This is a genomic window from Streptomyces sp. NBC_01381, assembly GCF_026340305.1.
In the GTDB taxonomy this organism is placed as follows: domain Bacteria; phylum Actinomycetota; class Actinomycetes; order Streptomycetales; family Streptomycetaceae; genus Streptomyces.
Map to the genome: position 1 here is coordinate 42,868 of NZ_JAPEPI010000003.1, position 16,920 is coordinate 59,787.

The following is a 16,920-nucleotide window of genomic DNA, read 5'->3' on the forward strand; positions in this document are numbered from 1 at the left end:
GACGGACACGTGCTCGACGACCTCTCACCCGAAGAACACCGCCTCGCACCCGAAGAACACCGCGAAGAACAACTCGACGAACACCGGACCCAGGGACCCATCGTCCGTGACTGGCCCGCCCAGAACATCCAGGGCCCCGACTTCGACCCGGTCCTGACCGAGCTGATGCGCGAAGGCCCCCTCACCCGCATCAAGTTGCCGTACGGCGAGGGCTGGGCCTGGCTCGTGACCCGCTACGACGACGTACGCGCCGTGACGAACGACCCCCGCTTCGTCCGTGGCCCCGTCACCGAACGTCAGATCACCCGCCAGGCCCCGCACTTCAAACCCCGGCCCGGCGCGCTCGCCTTCGCCGACCCGCCCGACCACAACCGGCTGCGCCGCGTGGTCGCTCCCGCCTTTACGGCGCGTGGTGTGGCGCGGCTGCGCGCCCGGGCGCAGGAGACCCTCGACGCCTTGGTGGACACCCTCGTACGGGACGGCGCACCGGCGGATCTCACGGCCCGCGTCCTCGAACCGTTCCCCATCGCGGTGCACTGCGAGGTCATGGGCGTACCCGAGGCCGACCGCCCGCGCCTGCACCGTCTGACCCAGGAGATCGTGTTCCCGTCACGCGACGCGACGGTCACGGGCCGAGCGAAGGACGAGCTGTACGGCTGGCTCGCCGCCGAGATCCGCGCCCGCCGCACCGACCGACCCGCCCCCGCCCCCACGACGGAACCCGACCCCGACCTCAACGCCGAACACGCCGCCGGCGACATCATGTCGCTCCTGGCCGCCGGGGTGGACCGCGGCGATCTGACGGAGGAGGAGGCCATCGGCGTCGCGGGCCCGCTGCAGATCGGCGGCGAGGCCGTCACGAACAACACCGGCCAGATGTTCTTCCTGCTCCTCACCCACCCCCACCTCCTCCACCGCATGCGGACCGACCCCACGATCCGCCCCCGGGCCATCGACGAACTGCTCCGCTACATCCCGCACCGCAATTCGGTCGGCCTCGCCCGCATCGCCACGGAGGACGTGGAGCTGTGCGGCCGACGCATCAGGAAGGGCGACCCGGTCTACGTCTCGTACCTGGCGGCCAACCGCGACCCGGCCGTCTTCCCGGACCCCGAAAGCATCGACTTCGACCGCCCGGACAACCCGCACGTCTCCTTCGGCCACGGCACTCACTACTGCACGGGCGGCCCGCTCGCCCGCCTCCAGATCGACCTTCTCCTCGACACCCTCCTCGACCGCCTCCCCACCCTGCGCCTCGCGACCGCCCCGCACACGATCCCCTGGCGCCGCAACGCCCTGATCCGCGGTCCCGAGGCGCTGCCGGTCGCGTGGTGAGTGCGACGCCGTACGGTGAGCGAGTGGAGCGGTCAGTCGTCGGACATGGTCTCCAAGCGCGCAGGATCCAGCTCGTCAGGCACAGCACAAGCACCCGCAACCCGTCCTGCCCGTACTCCTCCAACACCCTGCCGGTGACGTCCCACGCCTCTGTGGGGACACGTTCCGGCGGCTCAAGAAGGGCCCAGTGGGGCGCCGTAGTTGCGGTTCGAGACCGAACGGAGCAGCGGTCCGTCGATCCGGCCGAACATCGTGCGGCGCTCGGTGAGGTAGGCCACGAACAGCCGGGACGAGGTTGTGCCGAAGGCCACTTCCCGGGCTCGCTGGGACTTGGTGGTCTCCGCCCGAAAGTGGATCAGCCGGTGTGCGGGCTCGAAGTCCTCGACGCCGAGTTGCACGAGTTCTTCGCGGCGTAGTGCACCGTCGTAAGCGAGCGTGACCATCAGCCGGTTGCGCAGTGGTTCTTCGGCCGAGGCAGTCAAGATCCGTCGCCAGATCTCCTCGTTGGGAATCCAGGGAGCCTGTTCGACGTGTCGTACGAGGCCCTGGCGGGGTCTGCGACCACCACGGCTTGCCTGTCCTCGCCGGACCGGGGTTCTGTTCACACAGCCCGTCTTCCACCAGGTACTCGTAGAAGGATCGGACGGCCACCAGGCGCTGTTGGATGGTCGCGTTCGCGAGTCCCGCATCAGCCCGTCGCGGGCCCTTCGCAGGCCGGTGAAGCGGCCGGTCCAGCATGTCTCTGATCCAGGCTGCGACGGCGTCCGCGCGAGCCAATAGTGGCTCCGTGCCTTCCACGGCGCAGAACCGCAGGTGGTCCTCGACCGCCCGCCCGTACGCGTCGATGGCGTTGAGGGCCCGACCGATGTTCGCCGTGAACTGCAGCCATCGGTGAGCCAGTTGATGCTCGGCGACAGTGGGGAACTTGCCCCACGGGATGGGGGCCATGACCACAGGTCAGGCCCACCCGATTCCACATGACGCACAAGAAGCATGTGCTGGAGCGCGAGCAACTCGAAGAAGACCGACAGCAGTTCGCCGAGCAGTATGCACAAGCCCAAGAGCAATTCCGGCTGGCACAAGAGCAGTTCAGATACGAGCAGCAGAAGGATCGGGAGTCGACGGAAAGAGCGAACCGGACCGCGGCCACCGAGGGCTACCTCGCAGCCGCCAAACTCCTGGGCAGCCTGAACCTCGCACAACGACTCGGCGCCGTATACAGCCTCGCGCGCATCGCTGGAGACTCACCCGCCGACCGCGCCGAAGACCTCGACGCGGTGGAACAGGTCCTCGCCGACCTGGAACGGGCCAGCCCCGGCGCGTAGCGAACTCCAGACAGCCCGCGCTAGGGCGTGTCCGGCCGGTCGGGCGTGCCAAGTTCCGTCGGTCAACGACTGGGCAACAGTTAACCCACCCCGCTGGAGTGGGCGCGGACGGGAGTGTGAGGGTGGGTGCATGAAGTCTCGTGTTGCGCTGTCGGCCTTCGCTGTGAGCGTTCTCGCCTCGATCACTGGATGCGGCGGTGGCGGATCGGGCCCCGAAGTCCCGGTGCCCAGCGCGCCTACCGAGAGCCGGGCGCCGACTCCGGGGAAGGGGTCGAAGGATCCTGACGACATCAACGGCGACGGGTACCGCGACTTCATGGTGCCCCTCCCCGGCGGCAAACTGCCCGACGGCGGGCAGTTCGCCGTGCTCTACGGCTCGGCGAAGGGGCTCGCCCCCTCGACCCGCACGCTCTACAACAACCGCGACCTGCCAGGTTCACCGAAAGCCGTCATCGACCTGGACGTAGCCGACCTGGACAGCGACGGCTTCCCGGACTTCGTCACGACCGTCAGGGACAAGCACGTGCCGAACAACGGGGCGGACGATCACCGCACCGCCCCGTACGTGGCCTGGGGCGGCCCCGACGGGCCCAAGGCAGGCGGCAAGCCGACGCCGGTGCGGCTGCCGCAGAGCGCGTCAAAGCTGGGCCTCACGGGAGTGGTGCGCGGCGACTTCGACGGGGACGGGCACCACGACCTCGCGGCGCACGCGAGGACCGAGTTGTCCCTGGACAAGTCGCCCCTGGTGGTGCTGTACGGCCCGTTCACGCGGTCCGGTGTGCCGGCCCGCACCGATACCAGCCTGTCGTTGCCGGAAGAGGGCGACCTCGTCGTGGACGACATCGACCCGTCCGGCAAACCACGCGCGACCTCCCTGCTGCTCCACGGCATCAGCGACGGCGAACAGTCCGACAACAGCCTCTACTCCGCCCGCCGCGGCACCGGCCTGTCGCCGAACGGCAAGCGGCTGCGCGCCGGCAACGCCCACGCGTTCGGCGACTTCGACGGTGACGGACTGCGCGATGTGGCCGTCGGGGACGACGGCAGCCGCAATGACGAGCCCGGCGCCGAGACGGAGGCGCCCGACGTCGACGGATCGCTCGACGTGTACCCCGGCAGTGGCGGCAAACCGGTCACTCACCAGCTGCCCGAGGTGCCCGAGGTGCCCGAGGGCGCGGACACCGGCTATGGGCCCGGCGGTTTCGTGACCGCCGACCCGGACGGCGACGGCCGCGACGGCATCCTGGTCGCCACGTACGAAGGTGCCACGCTCATCGACGGCGACAAGCGCACCTCTGTCCAGCGCAACGTGCGGAAAGCGCCCGCGGACTCGCCCCGTGCCCGCCCCGCGGGGGCCGCCGACTTCGACGGTGACGGCAAGCACGAGCTGATCTTCAACTGGGCGTCCGACGGCCTTTTCGGGACGTACGGGGAGGACCCCACGCACTGGTGGATCACCGACGGCACGACAGACCGGGACAAAGCGGCCTTCGCGGCAACGGGTCTCGCTCCGCGCGCCTCCTGAAGGACTGTCCGGGCGGGTCATCAACGGAGCCATGGCCTGATCGCGGCAAGGGTGACCGTTCCCCGGCATCCGCGGTGGTCTCCTGCGTGCTCCAGCAGCGTGTAGGTGAGCGCGGCAGCAGGTCGAGTCCACACTCACCATGAACCAGTCCATGCGTCCCTCGGAGTCGGCGTCTGCCTGGACGGCCCGCAGGACACCTTCCCACGTGCCGTCCGCCGGCCAACGCCTGTGCCGTTCGTAAACGGTCTTCCACTTCCCAAATCGCGCGGGCAGATCCCGCCACGGCACCCCGGTCCGCTCCCGGAAAGGATCCCGTTGATCACCCTGCGGTGGCTGACCCAACGTCCGCCTCGCAGGCCGGTCTTGGGTAGATGTGGTTTCAGCCGAGCCCACTCGCTATTCGTCAGATCTCCCCGCCCCCGCCCCACGATGGGTACAACGCCTCGCGTCCAAGTCAGTCACATGATGCGCCGGACAGGCCCTAGCCCAGCATGAAGCCCAGCCCTGCGGCCGGCGGACGCCGAGACGGCATGGGGCAAACCCATTGCACCGCCGCGCAACCCCACGGACCCCTCCGCCGCCCACGCACCGCAGGCACCTGCGGTCCCCCGCATGGCCCTGCTGCCGGCCCCGCACCCGCCAGGCCACCGACTTCTCGAATCCTGTGTCCGGTGACATCATCGACCGCATGCTCGCGGAGAACACGTTGGTCGCCTGGCTCAAAGACCGGCACGGATGGCGTCATTACGACGGGCGCGTCGTCGACATCGGCTTCGCCTTCACCGTGTCGCCGCAACCTGACGCGTACCTGATGGGCGATCAGGCCGCGTTCGTCATGGGACTGGGGCCCACCATCGTTCTCAAGCGGACCGGCGCGGTGTGGGGCACCGGGGGCAACCCGTACTTCATGCCGCTCTGGCAGGCCCGGACCGAGGAGGAGTTCGAGGCCGCGTTCCGCCGGACCCACCCGCAGGACGATCCGGCCCGCCCGCCCGAGAGCGTCCCGTTCGACTACCGCCCGAAGCGCGCACGAGGCGCCCTCCGCCGACTGTTCGGGGCCTCTGAGGACTCCTAACAGCATGATCTTCGAGGTGGTTGGATCGCTCCGGGGTTGAAGATCCGGGGGTGTGGATGGCGCGGCCGAAGCCATGGGAAGCCGACGACGAGCTGTGGGGAGTAGTCGAGCCGCTGCTGGCGAAGGTCCAGCGTGTGCTGCACGCTCGACCTTTTGAGGAAGCGCACGCCCGGCACAGCGGTGCCCGTGATCTTCCCCTGGCGGCCTGGGACCCGGGCACCACCGCCCTGCGTGCCTGGCTCGTCGAGCGGCTCGTGGCGGAGTACCGGCCGCTGGCGGCCACCACCGACGGCACCGTATTAGCCGGGGCGCTGCTCGACGCCGGGCTGATCACGCCTGTCCTCGACGGCTTCGACGAACTGCCCCCGGCGTTGTACGGCACCGGGATGCGCAGGCTCAACGCCGAGTTGGACGACGGCATGCCGGTGCTCTTCACCTCGCGGACCACGGCCTGACGCAGCACGGTCGCGTGCAGCGACGTGGTCACTGGTGCGGAGGTCCTTGAGCTGCTGCCGCTGGAGTTCGCCGAGGCGAAGTCATATCTGGAGCGCACCGCGCGTCCGTTACCTGGTCCCCGCGATCGCCGCACGACGGTGTGGAGCCCGGTGCTGGACTCCCTGCAGGAGGACTCACGCGCCCCGGCAGCCGGTGCGCTCCTGCAGATCCTGACCAACCCGCTCATGGTGGCCCTGGCCCGCACGGTCTACGGCGACGTGTCCCGCGACCCCCAAGAGCTCCTCGACGATCCTCGTTTCGGGACGACGGCCGGGATCGAAGAGCACCTCCTCGACGCGTTCGTACCAGCCGCGTTCGGCGACGGAGGTGTCGACTCACGGTGGTTCACAGCGGACGCCAGGCGCTGGCTGGCCCGGCCGGTTGCTGGCCTTCCTGGAAGTCGCGGAATGCCTGCAGGGTCAGAGTGAGGTTCCGGTTGTGTTCCGCTTCGCCGACCTCGGCAAGGAACTTGGCCTGGGCTCCGCCGGGCCGGTTTAAGGGTGGAGTCGGGTATTGGAACTGTCCGAATGCCTCAGCCATTGCGGACCCATGAGGTGAACGCGTCGGCGAGGCCAGGCGGGTTGGCGGCCTCGGTCTGCCGGGCGATCGCCTCGTAGTACTCCAGCTCGTGGACGATCACCGGCACGGTGCGGCCGACAGATCTTTCGATGACGCCGGTGGCATGGAGGGTTCGGGCGAGCTGGCAGCAGGTCTGGTTGAAGCGGGCCTCGATCTGCGCGGCGAGTGGCCCGATGACTGAATCCCAGTCGGCGAGGTCGGTTGGCTCGTCGTACCAAAGTCCGAGTTCGGTGATCCACTCCTGGCGAGCTGTGGCCCCGGCGGGGTCGCTGGTCAGGTCGCCGACGACAGTGCCGTCATCTGGCAGCTCGCGGGAGGGGCCGCGGTTCCCTCGCATCGGCAGGTGGATCAGCGAGCGCGGTGAAGAGGCAGCGAGCTTCCATAGTCCACCGATTCGCTGGGCGGCGTCCTGATCGAGGTAGGTGTCCAGGTGCCGATCGTGGTCGATGAGCACAGCGTGGACCAGGGGCCGGGCCGGTCGGATGACCTTGAACTCCGTGGATCCGAGGCGTGCTTGGTGGATGGTGATGGGTAGCTTCATTGGTTCTCCGGGACACGGCGACTGACATCGGCGGTGTAAGAGGCCCAGTCGCCGGCTGACGCCTTCTGCCATTGGACGGCGACTTGGATGTGGACGCCGAGTACCCGGGCGAGGATGGCGGCGGGCAGTTCGGCGGCGAGGGTGAACAGTGCGGTGGAGCGGTCCTGCCGGGACCAGATCCCGATCTTGTGGAGACGCTGGCCGATCCGGTCATCGCCGAGGGGGTGTCCTGGGCGGCCGCCGGGAAACAGCCAGGGGACGTCCTTGGGGGTTCCGAACGACCAAAGCGATCGCAAGCCAGGTGAATCTTGCTGGTCAGCCCGCCCCTGGGCCGGCCCAGAGCAGGGCTGCGAAGCCCCCTTTTCGAGCTCCGGCCGCATGCTGGCGGGCACGGACGATGCTGGAGTCAACCGACACCAGCCACTGGGTGGCTCCCGCCACATCTGCTTACGCCTGCGCGGCCTGGAGCATCCGTTCGAACGTCCCGTCCGCTGCCCAGCGACGGAAACGGATGTGAAGGCTGGCCCATGAGCCGTATCGCTCGGGGACATCCCGCCGGGCAACCCCGGTGCGGAACTTCCACACGATCCCGTCAAGGACCCTCCGGTCGTCCAGCCGTGGCCGCCCCAGCACGGGGCGAGGCAGCAACGACCGTACGAGTTCCCACTCAGCGTCGGAGAGTTCATGGCGTCGTGTCACGGCTCCACGGTCCACAATTCAAGATCACTTTGATCAGCAGACTCTAGGCGCCTGTGCTCAGGAAGATCCAATTGTCCTCCGGCAGGGTCGCGGGGGCCGGCGGAGGAACTGGGCGAGTCTCCTCGTGCCAGGCGGAGCCCACGGCCGCCGTGGCGACTCCACGCCAGAAGCGAGCGGCGCCCGCGTTGACTTCTTGGAAGGCGATTGCCCACGCGCCAGGGCGGAAGCGCAGCAGCTGCAGAGCAGCCTGCCGGCCTACGCCCCGCCTGCGCAGCGCCCGCACGACGAAGAACGCGGAGATCGAAGTCCCACCCTCGGACATCGGACGGGTCAGGATGAAACCGCCCGGCGCCGCACCGTACTGGATGAGCAGGGCCTCCCGCCCCGGCTCATCGAAGAACAGCGGCAAGGTAGTGAATCCGAACGTTCCATCCACCGCAGGAAGATGGCCGAGGAACTCCGACATGTCGTGACGGTACAACTGAGCCAATTGCTCAATGACGGGCCGCAGCTCGGCGGTCGCGGGGCGGAGGGTGAGCGGCGCGGAGTCCGTGATCGAGCCCATCCGGAGATTCTCGCACGCACCCGAGCAGGGCCCGCAGAGTCGGGAGTTTGGGCAAGTAGCGTCAGCCGCCCGCCAACCCGGCAGGACCTTGACGACACGGCCTAGAAGACAGTTCTGAACACGGAGATTCGTAGTCGGCCCTCAAGGTCGATCTTGCCGGCAGCTGCTGTCACTGATGTTCCCCAAGACTGAGTGGCGTCAATTCTCATCGACATTGATCATGCAGACGAACTGGAGGTGACTCCCGAACTCGCGTCGAATTGACACCCACGGGAAGTGACATAACCACCTGCGGAAGTACGCGGAGCAGAAGCCTTCCCCGACACCTCGCATGCCCTTGCTGGAGGCGCTGCCTCCCACACTCATCGTGCATCGCGTTCAGCAGCGACACGAACTCATCAACCGCATGCTCGACAACGGCTACCCGCTGAGCGAGGTGGCTCGCAGAGGCGGACTGGACCGCAAGACTGCCCGTCGCTATCGCGACACCGAGTTCGACGTCCTGATCGCCTCCGCCCGAGACCGACGCAATGTTCCACTCGACCGCTACAAGCCGTTCCTCCAGGCACAGTTCGCACCGGGCACAACCAGCGCGAAGGAGCTCTACGACCAGATTCGCGCGCAGGGGTTCCAAGGCGGGTACTCAACCCTGTCTCGCTACGTCCTGTCTCTTCGCAAAGGAAAGGAAAGGAAAGGAAAGGCCGTCGCGGCACCGGCACAGAATCCCAGCCCTCGATCTATTACGGCGTGGATCATGCGCCCCAGAGGAAACCTGTCGGCGAGCGAGGCCGCTCGGCTCGACGAGGTTCGAATCGCGTACCCCGGCATCACCGAATCCTGCGACCTTGCGCGTGCCTTCACTGATCTGGTGCGGCATCGCCGCGGCGCACTGCTCGGACAATGGATCCGAGAGGCAGAACGGTCCACAATCGGTCCTCTCCGGGCGCTCGGCAGCTTCCTGCGGCAGGACATCGACGCGGTGACGGCCGGCCTGACCCTGCCCTACAGCTCAGGCGTCGTCGAAGGTCACGTCTGCCGAGTGAAGTCGTTGAAGAGAAGCATGTACGGCCGGGGTTCATTCGCCCTGCTGCGGGCACGCATTCTCGCGAGCCCCTGAGCCAGACTGAGCTCAGGCGGGGTCTACTGCCTTGCCGGACCTGCGGATCGGTGAGCCAAGGACCTTGTCGACCTCCGCGGATACGGCGTCGAGGAGTTCCTCACCGAACAGGCAGAGGGACTCTTCCCAAGGGTGGCCAAAACTGCCGTGGCGGAAGTCTTCCGAGAGGTAGATGTAGTAATCCCCGTCGGGGTACGGGCTCAGAGGCCAAGCCGGCTGTCCAGGACCACCGACCTCCTGCGGTGCAAAGCGATACGACGTGTGCTGCCAGTCGAGCGCGAGAAGCGTGCCCTGCGGGCCAACGCAAGAGGCCAGCCCCTCCTCGACCACCTCGACCAAGCGGTCCAGGCGCTCGTAACCCGGATCGTCGTCAAGCGCAGAAAGGCTCCAAGTGACCGACGCGACGGGCTCCTTGATGGCTGGCCACTTGAACGAACTCATACTCGGCCGGAAGTTGAAGTCCTCGTAGAAGCGGTCCCAAACGCGTCGGTACTCAGCCTCTGGCAGCGCGGCCACGGGATCCTCCATCATGCCGCGATCCTATCGAGTCCCCTGAGTGAGGATCGGAGATAGATCTCTCACCGAAGTGCGGACAGAACCACATTCACGGATTCCCATCAGCGTTCAGCTGCACAGCGATGCGAAACCCCTCACGGAAGACGGCCGGGCCCTCTAAGCCACCCCGTCCGCCCCGACGTCTGTCGAAAGCAGCCGGGCTGCCGCTACTGCAACTGACTCTCGCTCAGCTCACGTGAGGCAGGCTTCGAGGTCCGCCCGTTGGTGTGGAGGAAGCTGATCGCCCAGAGGGACTTTGCGGGGGCTGTGCTCGCCTTCACAGATCCAGCTCCGCTCCTCCTCGTCGAACCACCAGCGCTCGGCGCCCCACATGGGGTGTCCCTGGAGCAGGTGCCTGGCCAACGACTCGCTCGGCTCAAGAGCACCCTGAGCGACGAGCGCCTGGACCACCGCGGTCACGGCCTCCTCCGGAGCCGCACCGTCGCCGAGAACCGGCAGAAGAAGGAGGAGACGGGCGTGCGGGTCGGTGACACCCGCTGCGCCCGGTGGTGCCTCCAGCAGGGCGGCGAGCTCGGGCCAGCACAGCCCAGGACCAATGCGGTCCTGATCGTCACTGGCCAGGACGAGATCCTGGCTCCAGTCGGGATACGTGAGGAAGTAGTCCGTGGTCGTGAACTCCTCGCCGTTTTGGTAGTGCACGACGATCGTGAAACCGCCGGCCAGAGGCACCGTGAACGTCGGCCACGCCGACGGATCGTGGAGTTGGTCCAGCATGACGGCGGCATCGCCCGCATCGGAGCCGAAGGCTTCCGGCGGGTGCCCCTCGGACAAGTCCGCCAAGTGCGCGGGCCAGAAGCCCGGCTCATCCAGGAGCGGATGCCCGTCCACGACGGGCGACGAGGAGTACCAGATCCGTGCCATCACCATGCCGGGATTCTCTCCAACCCGGTCAGGACTGTTCGAAGACCCCGGCCCTCACGGCCGACCGGCTTGACGGCATAGCAACGTGAGGACTGTCGGACCGTCCCTTCGCCTGCCATTAGGTGTCCAGCCGTGCCAACTGACAACGAGGACTTCCCTTCCCGCCGTCACTACAGCGGCCCTGTTGTGCAACGCAGCCCCCGCGGTGGGGCAACCGGCCGTAGGCTCACGGCAGTTGATTGGAGGGAGCATCGGTGATCCATGATCTGGCGGAGCTCGGCCGCGTCGGTCGTGCGCTGAGCGAGGTGCTGGACCTGCTGAAGAGCGAGCAACAACGCCTGGAGCAGCAGCATGGGCAGGACCGGTACCGGGACGGCACCGCGGGCAGTCCGATGCAGACGCTGCACGGGATCGGCCAACTGTGCAGCGGCGTGGGCGACGTGCTCAAGCACGTGGTCCTGGCCGCCGGATACATCTCGCTCGGCCTGGACGAGCGGGCCGACAACGAGGTGGGGCTGGCGCGCATGAAGCCGGTGGGCGTTCCCTCCGGTGCGGACCGCATGGTGCGCCCGCTCGGCGAGTCCACTGTTCGGGCGCTGGAGATGCTCCGCGATCTCGACGGCTTCTTCCATACGGAGCTCGGGCTCGCGATCGACGTAACCCTGGCCGCACCACAGGCAACGTATCCACCGGACGACTGGGCGGCCTACCAGCGCCAGCAGCGTGACCGGCCGGAGTGACCCACCAGTGTTCGGGACGGTCTCAGGTCGTCGGGGTGTGTCCCGAACACTCCGTGCTCAGCACGGAGTTTCCCTGTTGTACGCGACTGGCTCCCACCGTCGGCCAGAGAATGCGGCCTGTCCATGTTGGGTGGCGTATGGCGAGCTACCTGGCCAGCCGCACCCCGAGATGTCCTTCGGTCTCCTCACGCGGCCAAGTCGAAGACGGTGGGGCCTGCTTCGGCGCCACGGCCTTGCGTGACTCTTCCTGTTCCTCGCCGGTTCGCTGTGCTGGCGCTGGAGTGGTTTTCGCTCCAAGCCCTCGGTTGCGAATGGCGGGCTGGTGGGCGCGACTGGGTTGAACCCCAGGCGAGCTGACGGTATGCCGTACCGCGGATGGGCAATATGGGAACACGTAGGTGGCGGGCTAGTCGACTACTGCTGATCGTGACTGGTTTGGTGGCGTTGGCTACCGCACCGGCTATCCTCGCGGCCTTCAAAGTGACCAATCCGTGGGCGGTCAGCGGTGCAACCGGGGCCGCAGCCATACTGGTGTCGGTCGCCGCAACGTTCCAGGAGCGCTTCAGGCGAGCATCGGAGCGTAGAGACGACCGCACTCTGCGGATTGAGGACGACTGTCTGGTCCTGCCCAACGGTCGGCTGCCGAAGGTAGCGCAGGTCACCAACCCGCTCTGGTTGGGGGTGCATCCATGCGCGCCCGTCGACCGCCCCCCATGCCACACACTCCCGAAATGAAGACGCCGGCTCGGGGAGGATCCCCGCGTATGTGCCGCGGGACATCGACGGATCCTTGCGGGAGCTGTTGGCGGGCGGCAGGTTCGTACTGGTGGTAGGGGATTCCACAGGGGGTAAGTCCCGCGCTGCCTATGAGACGACGCTAGCCACCCAGGCGGTGTCAGAACACGAGTCCGTACTTGCGGTTCGCGACCGACTCCCGGGACCCGAACACCCTGACACCCTGGCAAGCCGCAACAACCTCGCCCATGTGACGGCCCAGCTGAGAGGTTCTCCTGATCTCTGAGAGGCCATTGGCGTGTGGCGATGTCCAGTTCTGCCTGGGAAACAGTCCAGACAGGCCTTCCCGGACACCCAGCCATGCAGCGTTGATGGCGATTCTTGAAACTCGCCAGTCCTGCTCTTCGTTCGCCACTCGGTTGAGCAGTCAACGAGGTCGGGGCCGTCTGTTCCTCAAGTGTGGGACCGTGTCTCAGCGTGTGCCGCTACGCTCGCCTCGTGAGCGAGATCGTGGTGGTACGTGATGGCTCTGGGCCGGAGGTCCTGCTTGTGCATGGCGGTGCAGGCCCGCGGACGACGTGGGGCCCTGTCGCTCCACTGGCCGACCGGTGGACGCTGGCATACGTCCATCGCCGTGGCTATCCGCCGAGCCCACCACCGCAGGAGCGTCAGGACTTCGTGGTGGACGCCCTGGACCTGGCGCCGCTGCTCATCGGCCGCCCGCACGTCGTCGCCCACTCCTACGGCGTCCTCGGGACGTTGATCGCAGCCGCTGCCGCACCGGACAGCGTGCGCTCACTCACCCTGATCGAGCCGCCGCTCAACTACCTCGTCCCTGACGATCCCGAGGTGGCACGGCTCGAGCGCCTCGGCGATACGGTCCTCGCCCACGGTATGGATACACCCCCTACCCAACTGCGCGAGTTCCTCCAACTCACGGGTGCGCCCATCGGCGACGGCCCGCTCCCCGAGGACGTGGTCGCCGGCGTTCGACGGGCGCACGGTGGCCGACCGACCAGCGAGGCGCGCCCACAGCTCGACGCGATCCGCGATGCCGGCATCCCCGTGCTCGTCGCGTCCGGAGACCACGCGGCCACGCTCGAGCGGATCTGCGACGCACTCGCGGATGCGCTCGGCGGCGAGCGCAGCGTGCATCCCGGCGCCGGTCACTTCGTCGCCGCAGCACCGGGCTTCGCCGAACGGCTTGAGACCTTCCTGTGCAAGAACGTCACGTGACAAGTTCTTCCACGCGGTGAGCGTGACGGCCAGGGGGCGGAACGCGGCGAACCAGTCGGCCGCGCGCCCGAAGCGGACGGCCAACCAGGCGGTAGTGCGTTCTGGCTCTGTACACGGGAATGGGCTCTGGCTCAACTCCTGTGACGCAGCCACTCTCCGTCACGCCAATAGGACGCGCTTTCGGAGGAGTTGGAAACCTGCACGGCCGAACATCTGGCGCTCGAGCATCTTGATCCTGTTGACATGACTTTTGACTGCACCTGAGCTCCAGGGCAGGGTGAGTCCGGCGATGACGGCGTCACGGTCGCGGTCGATTCCCGCGGCGAGGGTGTGGAGGTTGGGCAGTTCGTCTTGCCGGACGGCGTCGAGCCAGTCCGGCAAAACGCTCGCCCTGGCGCTCGGTGAGCATGAGCACGGCCGCGAAGGAGCGGACGTGCCGAGTGAGGGCGTCCAGCTCGGGGCAGTGCGTCCGAACCTCCTTGAGCTGGAGCCCTTCGATCTCGGAGACGGCGTCAGGGTGGCGGAGGATCCACCCGGCGACGGCTTGGGGCGATGGTGGCCGATCCGTCACAGGTCGCGGTGACGCTTCTGGCGTAGTTGGGCGCGGACACGCTGGTAGCTGCCCTTGTAGCCGAGCGGCACGATCTCCTCCCAGAGCTTCCAGGCGTTGGTGCAGCCGTCGTTCCACCGGTCGTCGAGGTAGGTCTCGTAGTCGTCGAGTACGGAGGTCCGGTTCTGCCACTGGCCGGCGAAGAGGTTCTCCGGCTGGGCGGCGTCGGCGTACCGCTTGACGGTGCGGCTGGTCATGCGGAGTTGCCGCTGGATCGAGCGCCGGCTGCGGCCCGCCTCCAGCAGCGCATGAACGGTGGCATGCGTGGTGCGCGTACGGTCGGCGAACCGATGGCCGGTCGGCCACGGCGAGCCGGAATTCTCTCCCGGCATGACGGGTGCAGGCTCGGGTTCCGGTGCTTCGGGGACCAGGACGCGCAGGCAGCGGCGGTGCTGAACGACGGTTCGCTCGGCGGCCTCGCTCAGGTTGTGCCACAGATGCCACCGGTCCGCGACGTGGACGGCCTGGGGCGCTCCGGCGGTGACACCTTCGGCGAAGAACGGCGCGCGGTCACGGCACACGACTTCGACACCCGGCCCCTGGACAGCCACGCGGCCAGCGTCGACGCCCCCCGGTCAGGCAGCAGGTCGGCGGGCGACGGGTCTCGATGTCGACGAGGACGGTGCCGTAGTGGCGGCCCTTGCGGGTGGCGTACTCGTCGACGCCCACGACCCGCGGCGCGGCAACCTCCGGTTCGGGAAGCTCGTCGACCAGGCGCAGGACCGTGCTCCGGCTGACGGATATACCGAGGGCGAAGGCCAGTCGGGCCCCGGCCCGGCCTGCCAGGGCGAGACCGACCGCGGCCAGAGTCGAGCGCAGCCTCTCGGTGCGCCGGCTGTGCCGGCGGGTCAGTCCGGCTATCTGCTCGACGAATGTCCGGCGCGAGCACGCCGTGTTCGGGCAGGTGAACCGGCGAACTCGTAGCTGGAGTACGACGGTTCGTCCGGCACTGGGCACATCGGCAGGAAAGTGCAGGTAGGTCCCGTGAACCGGCTCGACCAGGCCCCGAACCCCGGGCACATGGCACCGTCTGCGGTGCAATGGGCATCGACACGGACCATCGCGATATTCCCGTCTACCGACAGCACCTCAACGTCCGCGATCGACGGGAACAACAGTTCCTTCAGCCGGAGCCCAACCTCGTTCACGGCCCCGAACCTCAGCCCAACTGCACGGCGCATGGCCTATCTTCAGGCGACTTCAGATGCCACCCGGGGACGCTATCTGGTCACTCAGAATGGCTGCGTCACAGGAGTTGAGCCAGAGCCCGGGAAGGTTCTGACGGCGCTTCCGTGACGGCTACGCCAGAGATACGGCAAGCGTCCAGGTACTCGGGGGGCGGCGACACTCTCCGTCACAGCAACGGTGGATGGCCAGGCGCAGCCGATACTTGGCCATTCGACCCCCAGGGTCTCCTCGTCTGTCACTTGAACCCTCGGCGTTCTTCCATCCGCGGATTGCACGCTGACCTGGCACATGAAGCCTGCTGCCGGGAATGCGGCGCTGTCAGCCGATATATCCGAAACAGGCCAATGGATCGCTTGCTGCGCTTCTGAGGCGATGACAGGTCGGCAGGGCGGTGTCAGAGTGTGCGCGCACGGTACGTCGGGGGGCTCCGGCCGGACCCGTCCCTGAACCCTGGTGCCCGCCTTCCGTGGCGCCAGGGCCTCGATTGCACGTCTCACTTCAGCATGCCCCTGCCCGTGATGCCGGGACGGGGGCCGGAGAGGGAACGCGATGGGTTCATGGCAGTGGAACGACCAGGAAAGGCCCACCACCACAGTCGGTGTCCGGGCCACGATGGGCGCCGTCACCATGAAGGACGACCCACAGGCCGTGCAACGGCCTTATGTCTTCGTGCGCGGCTATGACTCGCGTCTGCACGTCAACTGGTGGGATGGCAAGGCGTGGCACTGGAGCGACCAGGGCACGCCGGCCGGGCGCACGGTCATCGAGAAGGTCGGCGCCGTCACCATGCAGAACGACGCCGACGCGCAGCAGCGCCCGTACGTCTTCGTCATCACCGACGACTCGAAGCTGCACGTCAACTGGTGGGACGGCAGCAAGTGGCACTGGAGCGATCAAGGCGCGCCCGCCGGACGTCTGATCCGTGAGGGCGTCGGCGTCATCTCCGCACGGGACAATCCGAGCGCGGCGCAGCGCCCGTACGCCTTCGTCATCACCGATGACTTCCGCCTGTGGGTCAACTGGTGGGACGGCTCCAAGTGGCACTGGAGCGACCAGGGCGCTCCGCCGAACCGCACCATCTCCCGGCCCATCGGCGTCACCACGATGAAGAACGACCCCAACGCCTTCACCCGCCCCTACGCCTTCGTCATCACCGACGACTCCAAGGTCTGGGTCAATTGGTGGGACGGCTCCAAGTGGCACTGGAGCGACCAGGGCGCGCCGTCCGGGCAGCCGGTCAAGAAGGGCGCGGGCGTCATCAGCGCCCAGAACGACCCGAACGCGGCGGAGCGGCCGTACGTCTTCGTCCAGGGCTACGACTCGAAGCTGTACGTGAACTGGTGGGACGGCAGCAAGTGGAACTGGAGCGCGCAGGGCGCGCCCAGTGGACGGCTCATCCTCGACTCCGTCGGCGTGGTCACGATGAAGGACGACCCGAACGCCTTCACACGCCCGTACGTCTTCGTCATCGCCGACGACTCGAAGCTGTACGTCAACTGGTGGGATGGAAAGGCGTGGCACTGGGCCGCCCAGAACACCCCGCCCGGACGCGTCATCGAGCGCCCCGGCGAGGCGCTCACCATGCAGGACAATCCGAACGCCACGCAGCGGCCGTACGCGTTCGTCATCACGGATGACTCCGACCTGTGGGTCAACTGGTGGTCGCTGCCCTGAGCAGCGCCATGGGTAGGCCGCCGGGAAAGACCCGGCGGCCTGCC

Annotated in this window: 20 protein-coding genes and 1 pseudogene; 10 read left to right on the top strand and 11 right to left on the bottom strand. The window is 67.6% G+C overall.

Features of this window, described 5'->3' with window-relative positions:
- Window positions 1-99 precede the first annotated feature (99 nt).
- Entirely contained in the window at window positions 100-1,335 is a 1,236-nt protein-coding gene (locus OG453_RS38235) for a cytochrome P450 (RefSeq protein WP_266873860.1), read from the top strand.
- Window positions 1,336-1,508: 173 nt separating this feature from the next.
- On the opposite strand, the gene OG453_RS38240 is transcribed toward OG453_RS38235, so the two are convergent.
- Window positions 1,509-1,817, bottom strand: a complete 309-nt coding sequence (locus OG453_RS38240) for a site-specific integrase (protein WP_266873331.1) — start codon at window positions 1,815-1,817, stop codon at window positions 1,509-1,511.
- A 495-nt stretch (window positions 1,818-2,312) separates the two neighbouring features.
- Here OG453_RS38240 and OG453_RS38245 point away from each other — a divergent pair, with 495 nt between their 5' ends.
- Window positions 2,313-2,660 carry a hypothetical protein gene (locus tag OG453_RS38245; protein ID WP_266873332.1) on the top strand — a complete coding sequence of 116 codons (348 nt, stop codon included), beginning with the start codon at window positions 2,313-2,315 and terminating at the stop codon, window positions 2,658-2,660.
- 130 nt (window positions 2,661-2,790) lie between these two features.
- Complete coding sequence (locus tag OG453_RS38250) at window positions 2,791-4,185, top strand: VCBS repeat-containing protein (RefSeq protein ID WP_266873333.1); 1,395 nt, start codon at window positions 2,791-2,793, stop codon at window positions 4,183-4,185.
- 78 nt (window positions 4,186-4,263) lie between these two features.
- On the opposite strand, the pseudogene OG453_RS38255 reads toward OG453_RS38250, so the two are convergent.
- Window positions 4,264-4,592, bottom strand: a pseudogene (locus OG453_RS38255) (IS5 family transposase); the annotation flags it as partial.
- Between the two features lie 281 nt (window positions 4,593-4,873).
- On the opposite strand from OG453_RS38255, the gene OG453_RS38260 reads away from it, so the two are divergent.
- The 3 genes from OG453_RS38260 to OG453_RS38270 are packed head-to-tail and all read left to right on the top strand — an operon-like array spanning window position 4,874 to window position 6,183.
- Window positions 4,874-5,260 carry a hypothetical protein gene (locus tag OG453_RS38260; RefSeq protein WP_266873334.1) on the top strand — a complete coding sequence of 129 codons (387 nt, stop codon included), beginning with the start codon at window positions 4,874-4,876 and terminating at the stop codon, window positions 5,258-5,260.
- 56 nt (window positions 5,261-5,316) lie between these two features.
- Entirely contained in the window at window positions 5,317-5,715 is a 399-nt protein-coding gene (locus tag OG453_RS38265) for a hypothetical protein (RefSeq protein WP_266873335.1), read from the top strand.
- Window positions 5,716-5,739: 24 nt separating this feature from the next.
- Window positions 5,740-6,183, top strand: coding sequence for a hypothetical protein (locus OG453_RS38270; protein WP_266873336.1), 444 nt, complete (start codon window positions 5,740-5,742; stop codon window positions 6,181-6,183).
- Between the two features lie 104 nt (window positions 6,184-6,287).
- Here OG453_RS38270 and OG453_RS38275 read toward each other — a convergent pair whose 3' ends face one another.
- From OG453_RS38275 to OG453_RS38285, 4 genes are all read right to left on the bottom strand, one after another.
- Window positions 6,288-6,875 (bottom strand): hypothetical protein, encoded by a 588-nt coding sequence (locus OG453_RS38275; protein WP_266873337.1) that lies wholly within the window; start codon window positions 6,873-6,875, stop codon window positions 6,288-6,290.
- Window positions 6,872-7,171, bottom strand: a complete 300-nt coding sequence (locus tag OG453_RS38280; protein ID WP_266873338.1) for a hypothetical protein — start codon at window positions 7,169-7,171, stop codon at window positions 6,872-6,874. Before OG453_RS38280 ends, OG453_RS38275 begins: the two co-directional genes overlap by 4 nt.
- A 151-nt stretch (window positions 7,172-7,322) precedes the next feature.
- Window positions 7,323-7,589 (bottom strand): transposase, encoded by a 267-nt coding sequence (locus tag OG453_RS45430; RefSeq protein ID WP_353962308.1) that lies wholly within the window; start codon window positions 7,587-7,589, stop codon window positions 7,323-7,325.
- Between the two features lie 28 nt (window positions 7,590-7,617).
- Entirely contained in the window at window positions 7,618-8,139 is a 522-nt protein-coding gene (locus OG453_RS38285; protein WP_266873339.1) for a GNAT family N-acetyltransferase, read from the bottom strand.
- A 331-nt stretch (window positions 8,140-8,470) separates the two neighbouring features.
- On the opposite strand from OG453_RS38285, the gene OG453_RS38290 reads away from it, so the two are divergent.
- A complete protein-coding gene (locus OG453_RS38290) occupies window positions 8,471-9,256 on the top strand; it encodes a transposase (RefSeq protein ID WP_266873340.1) in 786 nt (261 codons plus the stop codon).
- A gap of 12 nt (window positions 9,257-9,268) precedes the next feature.
- Here the strand turns inward: OG453_RS38290 and OG453_RS38295 are convergent, their stop codons facing one another.
- Both OG453_RS38295 and OG453_RS38300 read right to left on the bottom strand, forming a co-directional pair.
- On the bottom strand, window positions 9,269-9,787 hold the full coding sequence (locus OG453_RS38295) for a DUF2716 domain-containing protein (RefSeq protein WP_266873341.1): 519 nt from the start codon (window positions 9,785-9,787) through the stop codon (window positions 9,269-9,271).
- Window positions 9,788-10,003: 216 nt separating this feature from the next.
- Entirely contained in the window at window positions 10,004-10,699 is a 696-nt protein-coding gene (locus tag OG453_RS38300; protein WP_266873342.1) for a hypothetical protein, read from the bottom strand.
- 248 nt (window positions 10,700-10,947) lie between these two features.
- Here OG453_RS38300 and OG453_RS38305 point away from each other — a divergent pair, with 248 nt between their 5' ends.
- On the top strand, window positions 10,948-11,433 hold the full coding sequence (locus OG453_RS38305) for a hypothetical protein (protein WP_266873343.1): 486 nt from the start codon (window positions 10,948-10,950) through the stop codon (window positions 11,431-11,433).
- A gap of 1,233 nt (window positions 11,434-12,666) precedes the next feature.
- Window positions 12,667-13,404 carry an alpha/beta fold hydrolase gene (locus OG453_RS38310; protein WP_266873344.1) on the top strand — a complete coding sequence of 246 codons (738 nt, stop codon included), beginning with the start codon at window positions 12,667-12,669 and terminating at the stop codon, window positions 13,402-13,404.
- A 159-nt stretch (window positions 13,405-13,563) separates the two neighbouring features.
- Here OG453_RS38310 and OG453_RS38315 read toward each other — a convergent pair whose 3' ends face one another.
- The 3 genes from OG453_RS38315 to OG453_RS38325 form a co-directional block, all read right to left on the bottom strand.
- Window positions 13,564-13,785: a hypothetical protein gene (locus OG453_RS38315; RefSeq protein ID WP_266873345.1), complete on the bottom strand. Its 222-nt coding sequence runs from the start codon at window positions 13,783-13,785 to the stop codon at window positions 13,564-13,566.
- Window positions 13,786-13,971: 186 nt separating this feature from the next.
- Window positions 13,972-14,565, bottom strand: a complete 594-nt coding sequence (locus OG453_RS38320; RefSeq protein ID WP_266873346.1) for a transposase — start codon at window positions 14,563-14,565, stop codon at window positions 13,972-13,974.
- Window positions 14,525-14,971, bottom strand: coding sequence for a hypothetical protein (locus OG453_RS38325; RefSeq protein ID WP_266873347.1), 447 nt, complete (start codon window positions 14,969-14,971; stop codon window positions 14,525-14,527). The genes OG453_RS38320 and OG453_RS38325 overlap by 41 nt, the downstream gene beginning before the upstream one ends.
- 780 nt (window positions 14,972-15,751) lie before the next feature.
- On the opposite strand from OG453_RS38325, the gene OG453_RS38330 reads away from it, so the two are divergent.
- A complete protein-coding gene (locus OG453_RS38330) occupies window positions 15,752-16,876 on the top strand; it encodes a hypothetical protein (protein WP_266873348.1) in 1,125 nt (374 codons plus the stop codon).
- Window positions 16,877-16,920: the final 44 nt, after the last annotated feature.

Coding starts and splice junctions, on each gene's coding strand:
- OG453_RS38260 (WP_266873334.1), top strand. CDS start 4,874: ATGCTCGCGGAGAACACGTTGGTCGCCTGGCTCAAAGACCGGCACGGA.
- OG453_RS38290 (WP_266873340.1), top strand. CDS start 8,471: ATGCCCTTGCTGGAGGCGCTGCCTCCCACACTCATCGTGCATCGCGTT.
- OG453_RS38330 (WP_266873348.1), top strand. CDS start 15,752: ATGGGTTCATGGCAGTGGAACGACCAGGAAAGGCCCACCACCACAGTC.
- OG453_RS38285 (WP_266873339.1), bottom strand. CDS start 8,139: ATGGGCTCGATCACGGACTCCGCGCCGCTCACCCTCCGCCCCGCGACC.
- OG453_RS38265 (WP_266873335.1), top strand. CDS start 5,317: ATGGCGCGGCCGAAGCCATGGGAAGCCGACGACGAGCTGTGGGGAGTA.
- OG453_RS38295 (WP_266873341.1), bottom strand. CDS start 9,787: ATGATGGAGGATCCCGTGGCCGCGCTGCCAGAGGCTGAGTACCGACGC.
- OG453_RS38245 (WP_266873332.1), top strand. CDS start 2,313: ATGACGCACAAGAAGCATGTGCTGGAGCGCGAGCAACTCGAAGAAGAC.
- OG453_RS38275 (WP_266873337.1), bottom strand. CDS start 6,875: ATGAAGCTACCCATCACCATCCACCAAGCACGCCTCGGATCCACGGAG.
- OG453_RS38300 (WP_266873342.1), bottom strand. CDS start 10,699: ATGGTGATGGCACGGATCTGGTACTCCTCGTCGCCCGTCGTGGACGGG.
- OG453_RS38250 (WP_266873333.1), top strand. CDS start 2,791: ATGAAGTCTCGTGTTGCGCTGTCGGCCTTCGCTGTGAGCGTTCTCGCC.